At 64.0% G+C, this 16,226-nt stretch carries 14 protein-coding genes; 7 read left to right on the plus strand and 7 right to left on the minus strand.

Going from position 1 to position 16,226, the window contains the following annotated elements:
• Positions 1–461 precede the first annotated feature (461 nt).
• Positions 462–3,128: a TonB-dependent receptor gene (locus EV664_RS03960; protein ID WP_133494401.1), complete on the minus strand. Its 2,667-nt coding sequence runs from the start codon at positions 3,126–3,128 to the stop codon at positions 462–464.
• Between the two features lie 456 nt (positions 3,129–3,584).
• On the opposite strand from EV664_RS03960, the gene EV664_RS03965 reads away from it, so the two are divergent.
• A complete protein-coding gene (locus EV664_RS03965) occupies positions 3,585–4,919 on the plus strand; it encodes an MFS transporter (protein ID WP_133494402.1) in 1,335 nt (444 codons plus the stop codon).
• Positions 4,920–5,250: 331 nt separating this feature from the next.
• On the opposite strand, the gene EV664_RS03970 is transcribed toward EV664_RS03965, so the two are convergent.
• Together EV664_RS03970 and recF are read right to left on the minus strand one after the other, a co-directional pair.
• A complete protein-coding gene (locus EV664_RS03970) occupies positions 5,251–6,603 on the minus strand; it encodes a DEAD/DEAH box helicase (protein WP_133494403.1) in 1,353 nt (450 codons plus the stop codon).
• A gap of 334 nt (positions 6,604–6,937) precedes the next feature.
• Positions 6,938–8,011, minus strand: coding sequence for a DNA replication/repair protein RecF (recF, locus tag EV664_RS03975; RefSeq protein WP_133494404.1), 1,074 nt, complete (start codon positions 8,009–8,011; stop codon positions 6,938–6,940).
• Between the two features lie 33 nt (positions 8,012–8,044).
• Between recF and EV664_RS03980 the strand changes: the two genes are divergently transcribed.
• Positions 8,045–8,395 carry a hypothetical protein gene (locus EV664_RS03980; protein WP_133494405.1) on the plus strand — a complete coding sequence of 117 codons (351 nt, stop codon included), beginning with the start codon at positions 8,045–8,047 and terminating at the stop codon, positions 8,393–8,395.
• 198 nt (positions 8,396–8,593) lie between these two features.
• On the opposite strand, the gene dnaN is transcribed toward EV664_RS03980, so the two are convergent.
• Together dnaN and EV664_RS03990 are read right to left on the minus strand one after the other, a co-directional pair.
• Positions 8,594–9,706 carry a DNA polymerase III subunit beta gene (gene dnaN, locus EV664_RS03985; RefSeq protein ID WP_133494406.1) on the minus strand — a complete coding sequence of 371 codons (1,113 nt, stop codon included), beginning with the start codon at positions 9,704–9,706 and terminating at the stop codon, positions 8,594–8,596.
• Positions 9,707–9,865: 159 nt separating this feature from the next.
• On the minus strand, positions 9,866–10,522 hold the full coding sequence (locus tag EV664_RS03990; protein WP_133494407.1) for an outer membrane protein: 657 nt from the start codon (positions 10,520–10,522) through the stop codon (positions 9,866–9,868).
• A 163-nt stretch (positions 10,523–10,685) separates the two neighbouring features.
• Between EV664_RS03990 and EV664_RS03995 the strand changes: the two genes are divergently transcribed.
• Genes EV664_RS03995 through EV664_RS04010 form a run of 4 tightly spaced genes read left to right on the plus strand, consistent with a single transcriptional unit; the run spans position 10,686 to position 13,503 of the window.
• Positions 10,686–11,327 (plus strand): histidine phosphatase family protein, encoded by a 642-nt coding sequence (locus EV664_RS03995; protein ID WP_133494408.1) that lies wholly within the window; start codon positions 10,686–10,688, stop codon positions 11,325–11,327.
• The gene (locus EV664_RS04000) at positions 11,324–11,824 is read left to right on the plus strand and encodes a hypothetical protein (protein WP_133494409.1); all 501 of its coding nucleotides are present in this window, start codon (positions 11,324–11,326) and stop codon (positions 11,822–11,824) included. Before EV664_RS03995 ends, EV664_RS04000 begins: the two co-directional genes overlap by 4 nt.
• 33 nt (positions 11,825–11,857) lie before the next feature.
• Positions 11,858–13,066 (plus strand): dual-specificity RNA methyltransferase RlmN, encoded by a 1,209-nt coding sequence (gene rlmN / locus EV664_RS04005; protein WP_229668110.1) that lies wholly within the window; start codon positions 11,858–11,860, stop codon positions 13,064–13,066.
• Positions 13,063–13,503: a lysozyme inhibitor LprI family protein gene (locus EV664_RS04010; protein ID WP_133494410.1), complete on the plus strand. Its 441-nt coding sequence runs from the start codon at positions 13,063–13,065 to the stop codon at positions 13,501–13,503. Before rlmN ends, EV664_RS04010 begins: the two co-directional genes overlap by 4 nt.
• Positions 13,504–13,840: 337 nt before the next feature.
• Here EV664_RS04010 and EV664_RS04015 read toward each other — a convergent pair whose 3' ends face one another.
• On the minus strand, positions 13,841–14,020 hold the full coding sequence (locus EV664_RS04015; RefSeq protein ID WP_133494411.1) for a hypothetical protein: 180 nt from the start codon (positions 14,018–14,020) through the stop codon (positions 13,841–13,843).
• A 181-nt stretch (positions 14,021–14,201) separates the two neighbouring features.
• Here EV664_RS04015 and EV664_RS04020 point away from each other — a divergent pair, with 181 nt between their 5' ends.
• Entirely contained in the window at positions 14,202–14,957 is a 756-nt protein-coding gene (locus EV664_RS04020) for a sulfite exporter TauE/SafE family protein (RefSeq protein ID WP_133494412.1), read from the plus strand.
• Here EV664_RS04020 and EV664_RS04025 read toward each other — a convergent pair.
• Entirely contained in the window at positions 14,948–16,219 is a 1,272-nt protein-coding gene (locus EV664_RS04025; RefSeq protein ID WP_133494413.1) for a DUF2254 family protein, read from the minus strand. The genes EV664_RS04020 and EV664_RS04025 overlap by 10 nt on opposite strands.
• Positions 16,220–16,226: the final 7 nt, after the last annotated feature.

Raw genomic sequence — 16,226 nt, forward strand, 5'->3', positions numbered from 1 at the left:
CTTTCCGTGCCCTGATATCAACCGGCGTTGATCCAAACCTATTATACGAACGTCAAGCAATCCAGCGCGCTACACCGCCCGCAGCCTTGCATCACGCCGCTCTGCGCAACCATAATAGCATCACACGCCACCGGCCCCGGCCTGCGCCGGGGCGACGAGTGTGGAAAATCGCGGTGCATACAAGCTGCTGACACCATTGCGTCGGCCCGGCACAGGCCGGGGCCGTGGCGGTCTGCCACCACAGAACCCGCCGTTGCGAGAAACGAAGCGGCGTGGCGATCCGGCGATACGCACGTCGCCTCTGGATTGCCGCGCCCCTTCGGGGCTCGCAATGACGATGATGCGATGGGTTCGGACCAATACAACTGATCTTATTGCCGAACGGCGGGCAAGACCCGAAGGTCCGCCCGCCGCCGGATCAATAGGTGCGGCGCACAACCGGCACGCCGCATTCGCTTGCATCAATTATACGTGTACCCGACGCGCAGGCCCACCGTAAGCGGGCGGTTGATCATCACGCGCGGCCGGTCGAAGTTGAAGTTGCCGGAAATTTCGGCGCGTTCGTCGGAGAGATTTTCCCCGAACACTTCGACGGACCACTGATCCTTCTGCACACCAGCGGTGAGGCTGAAGGTCGTGTAGCTGTCGAGCCGCAGCTTGTTGATGTCGATGATGTCGGTGTATTTCGACGCCGAATGCACCATCTGCGGCATCACATGCGCAGTCATGCCATTCGCCATATCCCATTCGTAGCGAATCCGGATATTGCCCTGAAAATCAGGTGCGAAGGCAAGCGGCGAGCCTTCCTGCACATCGTCGGTCGGGGTCAGAACCTCGGTAATCTCGGTATCGAGGAACGAGAACGCCCCTGCCAGCGTCAGGCCCGGCACCGAATAGGGTGCGAAGGTGAATTCGCCCTCTACGCCCTTGATCTCTGCATTCGCCGCATTGTCCGAGAAGAACAGATTGGTGATGCTGGGATCGAAGATGCCGGTCTGAAGCTTGCTGACATCGACATAGAATGCGCTGCCGTTGAAGCGAAGCTGACGATCGAACAGCTGCGTCTTCCACCCGAATTCGTAATTCTTCACCTCATCGGTGTCGAGCGCATAGGGCACGGTATAGTTGCCGGGGCCCTGCGCGCCGCCCGGACGGTTGAGCAGGCCGGGACGGAAGCCTTCCGAATAGGTGGCGTAGAAGAGCAGGTCGCGCGTCGGCGTATAGGTCAGCGTGCCCTTGAAGATCGTGCCTTCGCTCTTTGCCTTGTCCGGATTGCCGTCGGGATTGTCGGGTCCGTATTTCAGCGACAGATTGGTACCGCCACAGCCCGGAATATTGGTCTGCTCATCAACCGGCACGCCCACATTTGCGCCGAAGATCGGCGAATTGAGCTTACAGAAGGACGAGGTTGCGGCGCCTTCCAGATCGACCTGGACGTTGTAATAGCGCGCGCCGCCGGTGATCGTCAGCACATCGGGGATGATGTCGAACGATGCTTCGCCGAAGATGCCAAACTGCTCATCGGTACGCTTCACATCGTTGCGGAAGCCGACATTGGCGGGCAGCGGGCCGGGATCGCCGTAATAGCCGGGAAAGGCATTGCCGGTCGTGCCCGTCACCGCAGTATTGGTGAACGGATAGATGTCCGAAAAGCCGCGCGTTACGCCGTCATTCCCGCGAACCCGCTCATCGGCATAATAATAATCGTTCAGCTCTTTGAGCACGGTGTTCGAATAGAAACCGCCGCCGGTGAAGCGGATACGCTCCTGCTGCGGCGTGCTGAAGCGCAGTTCCTGCGTGAACACGGTGGTGTCGCTGTCCGACTTCACCGCCAGATTGGGAGCATAGCAGGTCGGATCGGCGGGCGCGTTGGCAACCGTGTCGGGATAGGCGACCGCCGTGTCGCACATATAATAAGGGATATACTGACCGACGAACAGATAGTCGGAATAGCCGACATTCTGATGCGTTTCGCGGTCGGTATAGGCGCCCGTATAGACGATATCGAGCGCGGCGAGGCGACCCTCCACCGTCCATGCGGTGTTGGAGAAATCGTCGCTCATATTGTCGGGCGAATAGCGCTGGATCGACGGGTCATCGAGGCCGAGTTCGGGATCGGCGAAGAACACGCCGTCGGTGTCGAGACCCTGACGCATATGCGCGACCGTCACGTTCCAGTCGGGCGTAAATTCATAGCGCGCCGAGGCACGGAAGCCCGAATATTGCGCGGTGTTGAAATCATCCTCGACCAGACGGGCATTGTCCGCATTCTGGAAGGTGACATTGTTGTCGATATAGTCGAGCGAAGCCGCGTCCGACTGGACGCCCTTGCGGCGCTCGCTGACCGGAACGCCGTTATAACGGACGGTGCCTTCGGGACGGAACCGCGCGCTGTCGCGCATCGAGCGCGTGCCATGGACATTGTCGATATAGCCGCCCTGATGGTCGAGAAAGACCACGCCGCGCACCGCCAGCTTGTCGGTGACGGGGACGTTCAGCATCATCTCCGCCTTGTAGCTCTGATCGCCGCCCTTGGTGAACGACGTCTCGCCCTTGGCATAGGCTTCGAAGCGCTGCACCGGCTTGTTGGTGATCATGCGGACCACGCCTGCCTGCGAACTGGCGCCGAACAGCGTGCCCTGCGGCCCCGAAAGCACCTCGATCCGCTCAAGATCGGCGGCATAGACGTCGAGGTTGCGGCCCGGCTGGGTCAGCGGCTGTTCGTCGAGATAGAAAGCGACATTGGGCGCGAGCCCCGCGACGCCCGCCGTGGTCAGGTTCGGCGTGGTCGAGGCAAGACCGCGAATATAGATGGTGTTCTGCCCCGGCCCGCCGCCACCGGCGGTGACGTTGGGAAGCTGAGTCAGATAATCGTCGAAGGTCGAAACGCCGAGCTGGGTCAGCTCTTCCGCGCCGATCGCCTGAACCGAAACAGGAACGTCCTGAAGATTTTCGTTCTGCTTGGTCGCGGTGACGACGATGTCCTTCACCCCGCCCGTGCGCGGCTTTTTGGGAGTCTGCGCGCTCCGGGTCGTGGTGGTGGTCGTGGTTGTCGTCTGCGCCATCGCAGGCACGGCGAAGCAAGTGACGAGGGCGCCCAAAGACGCGCCGGTCAGAAACCTGGTCATGTTGTTCCCCTTATTGGGTTATCTTCTTGGGCTTTACGGCGCGCGAAACGCGCACGCGCAAAGTCATCGGATAGTTCTATCCGCGCATCGGCAAATATGGGCGCCAGACGTGCCCGGAATTTTCAAGATTACGCGGAACGTGGCGGCGACCTAGCAAAGCGCGGCGAGGCTTGTAACCGCCGCGATGCACAATTACCGAACTCTGCAATATTGCGTGGCATTTTTGCAACATATGAGCAAAGCGCAGAAATCAGCCGGAATGGCTTCGCCTGAACCGGTTCCAATGCTGCAAACCCTGCGCATTGCAGCGCGATATAGCCTGCACGTTCGCGTGCTTTTCTGCCTTCGCTGCAACGGATATTTTACCTGGCGAAATGCGCTCGATTGCACCGCTTGCGCACGGGCGTTGCATGGATGCACACTCCGCCGACAAATGAGAAAAAAGAGGAGCGGTGGATGGAGCATGAGGAGAAAGGCGACCTGCCGATGCTGCGCCGCGTGGTGGCGGCGTCGATGGCGGGCACGGTGGTCGAATGGTACGAATTCTTCCTCTACGGCACCGCCGCCACATTGGTGTTCGGGCGGCTGTTCTTTCCCGACAGCGGCAATGATCTGGACGGCATCATTGCGGCGTTCGGTACCTATGCCGTCGGCTTTCTAGCGCGTCCGCTGGGCGGGGTGATATTCGGCCATGTCGGCGACCGGATGGGGCGCAAATCGCTGCTGCAATTCAGTCTGGTGCTGATCGGCCTGTCGACATTCCTGATGGGCTGCCTGCCGACCTTCGGCGCGATCGGCTATTGGGCACCGGTCCTGCTGGTGCTGCTGCGCTTTCTGCAGGGATTCGCGCTGGGCGGCGAATGGGGCGGCGCGGTGCTGCTGGTGACCGAGCACAGCCCCAACCGCTCCCGCGCATTCTGGGGAAGCTGGCCGCAGGCGGGCGTGCCGGTCGGCAATCTGCTCGCCACCGTCGTGCTGATGGTGCTGTCGGCGTCGCTTTCGTCGCAGGCGTTCGACGCATGGGGTTGGCGCGTCGGGTTCTGGCTGTCCGCCGTTATCGTGCTGATCGGCTATTATATCCGCACCAAGGTCAGCGATTCACCCGTCTTCGAAGCGGCAAAGCGCGAGACGCAGGCGGAGGAAGCCGCCGGATATGGCATCGCCGAAGTATTTCGCCGCTATCCGCGCGGCGTATTCACCGCGATGGCGATGCGGTTCGGCGAGAACATCCTCTATTACATGGTCGTGATCTTCTCGATCACCTATCTCGACCATGAAGGGATTTCGACGACCCGCATCCTCGCGCTGCTGTTCGTTGCGCATATCGCGCAGGCAATTGCGATACCGCTGATCGGCGGGCTTGCCGATCGTGCGGGACGTCGCCCGGTCTATATTGCCGGGGCCGCCGCAATGATGGTGTGGCCGTTCCTCGCCTTTCCGATGTTCGATACCGGCGCGACCATGGTGATCCTTGCCGCGATCGTGCTGGGCCTGATCGTCCATTCGCTGATGTATGCGGCGCAGCCCGCGATCATGGCAGAGATGTTTCCGACGCGAATGCGCTATTCAGGCGTGTCGATCGGCTATCAGGCGACCGCACTGGTCGCGGGAAGCTGGGCCCCGCTGATCGCGACGACGTTGCTGCGCGAGTATGAAAGCTGGGTGCCAATTGCGCTGTATGTGCTGGGATCGGGGGCAGTCAGCCTGATCGGCGCGCTGTTCCTGAAAGAGACGAAGGGCATTTCGCTGCGCGCGCTGGATGAAGCGGATCTGGAGATGGTGCGGGGGTGAGGCGGAAGAGCGGGGCGGTATCGAATTGCTCACCCCTCCCCTTCAGGGGAGGGGGCGGGGGTGGGGGATGCGCGGTCGTGATCTTCGTCGCGACGCCCCACCCCAACCCCTCCCCTGAAGGGGAGGGGCTTGCGTAAAGCGACGCCGCGTCATCACGCTCTTGCCGGCTGTCATGCCGGGTCCGTCCCGGCATCCACCTTGCCACGCCCCCTCACCCCGTTTTCATTGCCGCGCCGTGGACCCCGGCACGGAGGCCGGGGTGACGGTGTATGAGCAACACGCCGAGTTGCTTCGCTGGCGCTGGCCATGACGGTGAGCGTCGGAAGCGGGTTCAGCCCTGACCCGAAGCGGCTTTGGGCTTGCCGCGTCCGCGACCGGCGCTGCGGCTGCGATTGCCGCCGCCGGGCTTGCCGCGTGCGGCGCCTGCGGGCTTGGCATCGTGCGTCTTGCGCGGACGACGCGGGCCCTGTGCCTGACGCGGACCACGGCTGCGCTCTTCGCGCTCGGGCGGGATCGGGCCGGTGCGGGTCGATTTGATCCGCTCCTGCTCTTCGACGAAATTCGCAGGGAGCGGAACGACGTCGATCTTCTGCCGCGTCAGCTTTTCGATGCCGCGCAGATAGGGGCGTTCTTCCTCGTCACAGAAAGCAAAGGCGATGCCGTCATTGCCCGCGCGCGCGGTGCGGCCGATGCGGTGGACATATTGTTCGGCCACGTTGGGCAGATCGAAATTGATGACATGGCTCACCCCCGACACGTCGATGCCGCGCGCGGCGATGTCGGTGGCGACGAGCAGCTTGACCGAGCCCGAACGGAACTGGGCAAGCGCCTTTTCGCGCTGCGGCTGGCTCTTATTGCCGTGGATCGCGTTCGCGGCGATGCCGTTGGCGGCGAGCAGCTTCACGATGCGATCGGCACCATGTTTGGTGCGGCTGAAGATCAGCGCGCGATCGATTTCGTTATTTTCGAGGAAAAGCGTCAGCAGCGCCTGCTTTTCCTTCTGGTTGACGAACGTGACATATTGTTCGACGCGCTCGGCGGTCGACGATACGGGCGCGACCTTCACCTCCATCGGATCGGTCAGGAAGCTGCCGGCGAGTTCGCGAATCGTCTTGGGCATGGTGGCCGAGAAGAACAGGCTCTGCCGATCGGCGGGGAGCATCTTCACGATGCGCTTCAGCGAATGGATGAAGCCGAGGTCGAGCATCTGATCGGCTTCGTCGAGCACCAGAATCTCAAGATCGGCAAGGCTCATGCACTTCTGATCGATCAGGTCGAGCAGACGGCCCGGCGTCGCCACCAGAATATCGACGCCCGCCGCCGTATCGCGGCGGTTGCGGCCGATGGGAACGCCGCCGAACACGGTCGCGATCCGCATCTTGGAAAAGCGGCCATATTCCTTGGCGCTTTCGGCGATCTGGCTGGCGAGTTCACGCGTCGGCGCAAGCACCAGCATGCGGCAGCGCATCGGCTTTACGCGATTGTTGGCAGACGTCAGGCGCTGGATCGAGGGCAGCATGAACGCCGCCGTCTTGCCCGTGCCGGTCTGCGCGATGCCGAGAAGGTCATTGCCCTCCAGCAGTGCGGGGATCGACTGGGCCTGAATGGGGGTCGGCGTCTCATATCCCTTTTGGGCGAGCGCATCGACGAGCGACCGGTTAAGGCCGAGTTTGGAAAAAGACATAAAGTTCCTTGGCAAATATGCCGTCGCCCTGCGCCACAAGGCGCAAAGCGGGCGGGGAAGAGAGGCACCCCCGCGTGATATGGGAAGCTTGTTCGAGCAATCGACGCGGAGCCGTGGCACGGGGTTAACCGGGCCAGATCACGCTGCATGACGCGTCGCTGGCGGCCAGATGGCGCTTAATTGCCGAAAAGTCAATCCATAGCGTTGTGACGAGGTCTGGCCCACCCCCCATCGTCATCGCGAGAAGCGCAGCAAAGAAGCGATCCAGAGCGATATGCCCGCTCTGGATTGCCGCGCCCCTTCGGGACTCGCAATGGCGAGGGTGTGAGAACAATCAGGCGATGGTGCCGCCCGCCACGGTATAGCGTGTCGCATCGGCGGGGAGCGCGTCGAACAGCGCGGGTTCGGTGCCCGTCATCCACACCTGACCGCGCCCGGCAAGCCGCCCGAACAGCGCCTCCCGCCGGACGGGATCGAGGTGTGCGGCCACTTCGTCGAGCAGCAATATGGGGGCGCGCCCGACCCGCTCCGCCACCAGATCGGCATGGGCGAGGACGATGCCGAGCAGCAGCGCCTTTTGCTCACCGGTCGAACACAGCGCCGCCGCCTGCTCCTTCGCCACATGCGTGACGGCAAGGTCGCTGCGATGCGGCCCGGCGAGCGTTCGCCCGGCGGCGGCATCGCGGCGACGCCCCTCGGCCAGTTCGGCGAGCAACCGGCCTTCGTCGCGCCACCCATCGATCGAAAGCGAGGCGCGGGCGAACGGCCCCTCCGGTTCAGCAATGATCCGGTCGCCGAGCAGCCGCACCGCCTCTTCGCGCGCTTCCGCGATCGCCGCGCCATGCTCCGCCATCGCGCTTTCCAGCACGGCGAGCCATTCGGTATCGAGCGTGCGAACGCCCTTTTCGGCTTCGCTCAACAGGCGGTTGCGCGCGCGCATCGCGGCTTCGTAACGGCTGGTGTGGCGGGCGTGCGCGGGCGACAATGCCATGGTCAGCCGGTCGAGAAAGCGCCGCCGCTCGCCCGCCGCTTCGACGAAAATCCGGTCCATCGCCGGGGTGAGCCACAAAATGGTGAGCCAGTCGGCAAGCGCGGTGGCGGGCGCGCCCGCGCCGTTGATTCGCACGAGCCGCCGTTCGGGCGCATCGGCGCGCGTACCGGTGCCGAGATCGACCTCCCCCTCGATGCGCGCCGCCACCCCGAACGCACCGCTGCCGCCCTGCCGCGCCATGTCGGTCAGGCTTGCCCGGCGCAGGCCCTTTCCCGGCGCGAGGAGCGAAACCGCCTCCAGCACGTTCGTCTTTCCCGCACCATTCTCACCCGTCAGTACGACAAACCCATGTCCGGGCGTCAGAACGGCATCGGCATGGTTGCGAAAATCGGTAAGGGTGAGGCGAGAGATTGCCATGCACAGTCCCTAACGCTTAAGACGGAGCCTGCAATGCGAACCATCACTCCTCTGCTCGCGCTGGCCGCTGCCGGCATGTCGCTCACCGCCTGCTCGCCCAAGACGCCGCAGGAAAAACAGGCTGAGCAAATCGTCGATGCCGCCGATGCGCAGGCCGATGCGATCGAAGCCGCCGCCGACAAAAAGGCGAGCGAGATGGAATCGCAGGCCGAGCAGCTTGAGGAACAGGCCGGTCAGGCAGGCACGTTCGAGGGTAAAAGGCTGAAGGTCCGCGCCGACGCGCTGAAGACCGAAGCCAAGCTGGTCCGCCGCGAAGGCGCCGCCAAAGCGCGCGCGGTCCGCGATGCTGGCAAGGCGAAGTCGAGCGCGCTGCTGGCGCAGTAAGGCGGGCGGGAGCGGGCCGCCCCATCCTCCACACCGTCATTGCGAGCGAAGCGAAGCAATCCAGCGGGGCGCCCGACAACACTGGATTGCCGCGGCCCTGCGGGCCTCGCAATGACGATTTTCGGGGCGAAAGCGCAGCGCGGTTAGCGCCGCCCGCATGAAAGCGGCGGCAGGCGCTTCGCCCGCCGCCCGCCCGAATCAGACGCGCATCGGCATCAGCACGTAGAGCGCCGGCGATTTTTCATTTTCGCGAATCAGCGTCGGTGCGGAAGCGTCGGCGAGGTGGACCTCGACCATATCGCCCTCGATCTGGTTCAGAATGTCGAGCAGATAGCGGCTGTTGAAGCCGATTTCGAACCCTTGCGCGGCATAATCGCCGGGGACTTCCTCGGCGGCAGCGCCATTTTCGGGGCTGGTGACCGACAGCGTGATCTTGTCGCGATCGAGCGTCATCTTCACCGCGCGGGTTTTTTCGGTGGCGATGGTCGAGACGCGATCGACGCCTTCCATGAACGCCTTTGGATCGAGCCTGAGCAGCTTGTCATTGCCGGTCGGGATGACGCGGCTGTAATCGGGGAAGGTCCCGTCGATCAGCTTCGACGTCAGGATCGCCTGACCCAGATCGAAGCGAATCTTCGACGGCGACAGCGATACGCCGACCGAACCATCGACCTCGTCGAGCAGCTTGCGCAGCTCGGCGATGCATTTGCGCGGGATGATGATGTCGGGCATCCCCTCGGCCCCGTCGGGGCGAACCACGGTGACGCGGGCGAGGCGGTGACCGTCGGTCGCCGCAGCCTTGAGCACCGGCTGTTCGTCATCGGCGACGTGCCAGAAAATACCGTTCAGATAATAGCGCGTCTCTTCGGTCGAGATCGCGAATCGCGTCTTGTCGATGATCTGCTTCAGCGTTTCGGCGGGAAGCTCGAAAACGGTCGGCAGATCGCCCTCGGCAATCACCGGAAAGTCGTCGCGCGGCAGCGTCGGAAGCGAGGAGGAATAGCGACCCGCGCTGATCTTCAGCTTACCCTCTGCTGCAGAAAGTTCGACCTGTGCGCCCTCGGGCAGCTTGCGGGCGATGTCGAACAAAGTGTGCGCCGATACCGTCGTGGTGCCCGGCTGATCGACCGCCGCAGCAACGGTTTCGTCGATCTGCAGGTCAAGGTCGGTCGCCATCAGGCGAATCGAACCCTCGCCGCTCGCATCGATCAGCACGTTCGAAAGAATCGGGATCGTGTTGCGCCGCTCGACCACTGACTGAACGTGGCTCAGCCCCTTCAGCAAGGTTGCACGTTCGATCGTCGCCTTCATCTTCAACCCCCGGGCATAACGCCCATTTATGTCCTGTGCCGCCGGTCAAGTGATTCCGGCGACGGCAATTCGCTCATCATTGCCTCTCTAACGCGAAAAAGGGCCGGAGCAAGCTGCTCCGACCCCTTTTGCGTTCGAAATTCGAACGGCACGCTTCGATCAGAAGCGCATGCCAACGCCGGCAACGACCTGATGACGGTCGGTATCGACATCGAAATTGTTGGTGTTCGAGCCATCGGCATATTCGAACCGGGCCTTGCCATAGTTCGAATAGCGATATTCGACCTTACCATAGAGGTTGCCCGCGAACTGATGCTCGACACCCGCACCGACGCGATAGCCGTCGAGATTGAAGTGACGGCCGGTTTCGGTTTCGGCGTCCTGCGCGGTCAGGTCGAGCCGGGCATTGGTGTAGCCCGCCTTCGCATACAGCAGCGTCGAGGGCGTGACGAGCGCACCGGCGCGCGCGCCGATATACAGGTCACGGCCGGTCTTTACCTGACCATAGCCGAAATAATTGGCTTCGCCATTATACGGGTTCACCTTGCCGGTCGAATCGGCGACTTCGCCTTCGACACCGATCACGGCGCTGCCCAGATTGACGTCATAGCCGGCATCGACACCGTACTGAAAACCGTCGACCGTCTGGTCGTCACCCTGGATATCGCTGTCTTCGCTGCTGCCCGGGCGGATACCGTCATAGCCGGCGATGACGCCGATACGCGGACCGTTGAACGGGATATCCTGCGCCATGGCAGGAGCGGCGAAAGCGCCGGTGGCGACTGCCGCAATCGCGGTCATGGTAAGCGTACGCATACAAAAAACTCCTTAACGATCTTCTACTGCCTCCCGTACTTTGGGAGGCCCCTTTGCTTGGTTGGGATGGCGGTAATGCGCAGAAAAAGCGTTGCGTTGCATGAACCCCAGATAAACGGGAAAAAGCGTTGCTTTTGCGCCACAGGCTCTTGAAATGGGGGGTATGAAATCTAGTCGCGAGAGAGCTGGTCGGGACTTTATCGCCCGCCATGGCGAAACCGTCTTTAACGCCGCGCGGCGGTTGCAGGGCGACGCCGTCCATACCCCGTTGACTCGAAACGGATTTATACAGGCGGACGAAATGGGCCGCGCGCTTCGCGCCGAACTGGGACCGCGTCCCACGCTGACCCTGTGGGCATCGCCGACGGGGCGCGCGCTGCAGACGCTGGCGGTGATTGCCGAGCATCTGGAACTCGACTGGCACGATACGAAAACCGATCCCCGGCTGGTCGAAATCGGCATGGGGAGCTGGGGCGGGCGCTATTATGACGATGTGATTCGCGAAGTCGGCCCGGTCATCAACCCGGCAACCGGGCTGTTGCAGCCGGCGCCTGATGGCGAACGCTATGATTCGATCGCGGCGCGGGTCGGCGGATGGCTGGCGGAAAGCGATTCGCCCGGCGACCGGCTGGTCATCATGCACGGCATGTCGAGCCGGGTGCTGCGCGGGGTGATGACGGGTGCCGATACCCATCCCGAATATCGCGCACCGATTGCCGAGGGATTGCCGCAGGGGTCGATCGTCCGGATCGAAGCCGGGGTCGAAAGCCTGATCCATCGCGGAAGCGGCAAGGCGCCCGCGTGAAGCCGCTTGCCGCGCTGATCGCGGGTATCGCGCTGATCGGGGCAACTTCCCCGCAGCGCGAATCGATCGGCATATATCAGGGCTGGGGCGCGTTTCGCGATTCGCCGCCGCCGCACTGCTATGCGATCGCGCAGCCGGTTCGCCCGCGCGGTAGCGATGCCTTTGCCGCGATCGGCGACTGGCCGACGCTCGGCCGCCGGGGCGAGGTGCAGTTCCGGCTGAGCCGCGCGGCGAGACCGGGGGCGGCGGTGACGCTTTTTGTCGGCGACCGGCGGTTCGCGCTGATCGCGAAGGACCGGATCGCCGACGCGCCGAACCCCGCGACCGATGCAGCAATCGTCGCTGCGATTCGCGCGGGCCGATCAATGCGCGTCGCGGCGGTCGACCGGCGCGGCAGCCCCTTTGCCGATCTTTATGCGCTGGACGGCGCGGCGAGCGCGATCGATGCCGCCGCGCTTACCTGTCTGACGCGGCAGGGCGCCAATCCGGCCAGCTAGCAATTGCGCGCGCCATCGCGTATATAGCGGCGCATGCAGACAGCTTCGCAGCCCGCAATGCCCATTCCGGGGCATATCGACCCCGTGCCCGTTCCGCGCGCCATGCCCGCGCGCGCCGATGGCCGTATCGACCTTCTCGGCATGTCGAAAGAATCGGTGCGCGAAGCGCTGGAGGCGGCGGGCTGGGACGCGCGTCAGGCGAAATTGCGCGCCAAACAGCTGTGGCACTGGATCTATAATCGCGGCGTCACCGATTTCACGAAGATGACCGACATTGCCAAGGCGCAGCATCCCTGGCTGGAGGAACGCTTCGTCATCAGCCGCCCCGACGTGGTCGAGGCGCAGGTTTCGACCGACGGTACGCGCAAATGGCTGCTCCGCTCACCCGACGGGCAGGATTATGAAATGGTGTTCATTCCCGATGCCGATCGGGGAACGCTGTGCGTTTCGAGTCAGGTCGGCTGCACGCTCAACTGCCGTTTCTGCCACACCGGCACGATGCGGCTCGTCCGCAATCTGACCGCGGGCGAAATCGTCGGGCAGGTAATGCTGGCGCGCGATGCGCTGGGCGAATGGCCGAGCCAGCCCGAGGGGCGGATGCTGACCAACATCGTCATGATGGGCATGGGCGAGCCGCTCTATAATTTCGAGAATGTGAAGCTGGCGTTGAAGCTCGTCATGGACGGCGACGGGCTGGCGCTTTCGAAGCGGCGAATCACGCTTTCGACCAGCGGCGTCGTGCCGATGATGGAACGGTGCGGCGAAGAGATCGGCGTGAACCTTGCCGTGTCGCTGCACGCGACCAACAAGGATGTGCGCGACGAGATCGTGCCGCTGAACAAGAAATACGGGATTGAGGACGTGCTTCAGGCATGTGCCGATTATCCCGGCGCAAACAATGCCCGGCGCATCACGTTCGAATATGTGATGCTGAAGGACAAGAATGACAGCGACGACGATGCGCGCGAGCTGGTCCGCCTGCTGCGCAAATATCGCCTGCCGGCCAAGGTCAATCTGATCCCGTTCAACCCATGGGCGGGCGCGCCCTATGAATGTTCGGACCCGGACCGGATTCGCGCGTTCAGCAATATCGTGTTCGAAGCCGGGATTTCGGCACCCGTCCGCACCCCGCGCGGGCGCGATATCGACGCAGCCTGCGGCCAGTTGAAAACCGCGAGCGAGAAGAAGAGCCGCGCCGAGCTCGACCGGATGGCGGCACAAGCGGCGGTGCAGGAGGCATGATCGCCGCGCTTGCCCTGCTGGCGCTGTTGCCGATGCAGGCCGGGGGCAAGACTGACCCTTGTGAGGGCAGCACGACCATTGCGGTCAATCAGTGTCTGGCAAATCAGGTGGATGCCGCGCAGGCCGAACTGGATCGCTATCTCGCAGCCGCGCGTGAACGCGTGGCGCAGGGGGCAGGCGACCCGCCGGCCGCGACCGAAAAAGAACTGCTTACCGGGTTCGACGCCGCGCAAAAGGCGTGGGAAAAATATCGCGATGCGCAATGCGACAATATCTACCGCTATTGGCAGAGCGGCACGATCCGGGGCGCGATGGCGCTCGGCTGCAAGCTGGAGCTGACGCGGGAGCGCGCCCATTTTATCTGGGAAAGCTTTCTGACCTATATGGACTCCACGCCGCCGGTCCTGCCTGAACCGGGGGTCGGGAGCGACGACTGAGACCAGGGTGCGTCGATCCGAACCTATGGTGCCGACGTCAGGCGATCCAGACCGCCGCACCCGACCGCCACCGCTCCGTGCAATCATAGCGCCATACGCCATCGGCCCCGGCCTTCGCCGGGGCGACGCATGGTCTCAGCGGCTTGTATGCACCGCATCTTTCCACAATCGTCGCCCCGGCGAAGGCCGGGGCCGTGGCCATCTGGCACCACCCCAAACCTTGCGAGCCCCGAAAGGGCGCGGCAATCCATAGCGGCGCGCGTGCCGCTGGATCGCTTCGTCGCTTCGCTTCTCGCGATGACGATTTGCCCGGTGGATAAGACGCTCCCGACGCGCGTCAGGCGATGTGCCGCTCGCGCATATGAAGCTCGTCGCCAAGGCCGGGTTCGGACCGCGAATCGAGCGGGATCGCCGGAGCGAAGGCCGGTCGGGCGCGCGTGCCGTACACAGCTTCCGCCGCCACACGCAGCGAGGGGGAATAGCGCCGCTCGCGGGGATCGCGCTGGCCTTTCATCATCGACTCCAACACTCTTTGATACGCAATACATATGCCGACCGAATATTGTGGCGGCATGACAGCCCAATGCCTTTATGCTGTTCGCGTTCCCTTTCCGGTCGCCATTCACCCCATTTTATAACGGCTGGTCGCGTCAGCGACCGGCTCGCCAAGCGAGCGCCGCTCGCCTAAGGCGCTCGCCATGGACCTCGCCACGATTCTTCTGGCGGTCGGGGGCGGCTTTCTGGGCGGGGCGATGAACGCGCTTGCCGGGGGCGGCAGTTTCGCGACCATGCCGACACTGATCGCGCTCGGCCTTCCCGCCACCAACGCCAATGCGACATCGAATTTCGCGCTGCTGCCCGGCGCGGCAGCAAGCGCGCTGACCTTTCGCGACGAGCTCGGCCCGGTCGGGGAGGCGCGGCCGTTGCAGCTCGCCGCCATCACCTTTCCCGCCGCGCTGATCGGCAGCGTGCTGCTGGTGCTGACGCCGACAGACGTCTTCGACCTGATCATTCCCTGGTTGTTGCTGCTTGCCTTTCTGATCCTGCTGTTCGGCAAAGGCGCCGCGCGCTGGCTGCAGGCGCGGGTGACGATCGGGCGTACCGCGTTGTTCGCGGCGCAAGGGCTGCTGGGCCTGTATGGCGGCTATTTCGGCGGCGGGATCGGGATGATGATGACCGCGACCTACGGCCTGCTCGCCGGAGCCACCCCGCGCGAGATGTTCGCGGCGCGCACGCTGATGCTCGCCATCGCCAACAGCGCGGCGGCGTTCATCTTTATCGGCTTCGGGATGGTAGCATGGTGGGCGTGCCTGCCGATGCTCGCCGGAGCGCTGGTCGGCGGGTGGAGCGCGGCGGCGCTGGGACGGCGCGTGCCCGCAACGCCGATCCGAATCTGGACGTTATTATGGACGGCGACGGTGACGCTCGCCTTTTTCTGGCGGGCCTATGGCTGAGCGGCGTCGGTGAGCGCGCGGGCATCGGTTTCGGTCTCGGCCTTGGCCAGCGCATGGGCGAGCAGGATCGCGCGATGCTCAATAATCGCGGCGCGCACCACCGGGTCGATCTCACGCGCCAGCACGCGCCCATACATGTCGAGCAGGCGCGAGGCGACGACCGGATAGGCCGCCGCTGACTGGCGAAAGGCAGCGAGCGGCCCGTCAAAGATCGCAGCGAAGCGTGCCCGGACGATCAGCAACCGGGCCGCACCGTCTCGGTCGCCGATCCACTGATCCCCCTGCCCCAGCCGGCCATGCGCCGCCATCACCGCACCCAGCGTGTCGGCACAGGCGCGCGCGGTGTAGAAATCATTGACCGCCGGCGACAATGCCCGCGCGGCGATCTCCACCAGCAGGCGGACATAGAAAACCGCGCCCTGCGGCGCGCTGCGAAACGATCCGATGGCGAATTCGCGGCCGATCCGGTTGCGGCAGGCAGCGTCGCAACCCAGCGCAGTGCCCAGCCGGTCCCCCGCCATCACAAACGCCCCCTGCCCGGTCTCGAGCCGGAAATATCCGCCCGCACGCCCGGCATGATCGGCGACCGTATTAAGGTCGATCGTTTCGACATAGCCGCTGCGCCGCGCGGTCACCGCCTCGCCGCTTTCCCAGTCGCAATCGGGGCCGCTGTCGCAGGCGCGCGAATAGGGACGCGCCTCCTGTACTGCATCGGCGCCCAGCGCTGCGATCGCCGTATCGACCTGAATCGTGCGACCAAGATCGTGCAACGCGTAGGAAAGCCAGCACAATAAGGGCAGCGTCAGACAGGCGAGCGTCGCGATGGTCAGCCGGGCAATACGCGGCGCGGCGCCGTCAGGATCGACCGCCAGCAATGCCAGCACCGCCCAGGCCAGCCCGACCAGCAACAGCCCCAGCGTCACGCGTGTCGTGCGCCGCGAAATCCAGCGATCGATCAGCCGGACACCCAGATTGCTCGCCGCGATGGTGAGCACAAGCAGGCTGATCGAGAAATAGAGCGTGGCGAGCGCGCCATACAGCGTCACCAGCGACGAGGCGAGGCTCTGCGCCGCACTCCCGCCGAAATCGAACGGCCAGCCGAGCGCGGCGAGCGCATTGCCCGCGCCCTTCGCATCGGCATGGAGCAGCAACACGATCAGCGGCAGCGCAAGCGCCACCATCAGCGTCGGCAGCCCCCAATAGCTTCGCCAGAGCAGCGCCGCGACCCATGCCGAGGGCGGACGCGAATGGACTCGCTTCACCGGGGGC

It is taken from the genome of Stakelama pacifica (assembly GCF_004361835.1).
Classification (GTDB): Bacteria; Pseudomonadota; Alphaproteobacteria; order Sphingomonadales; family Sphingomonadaceae; genus Sphingomonas; species Sphingomonas pacifica.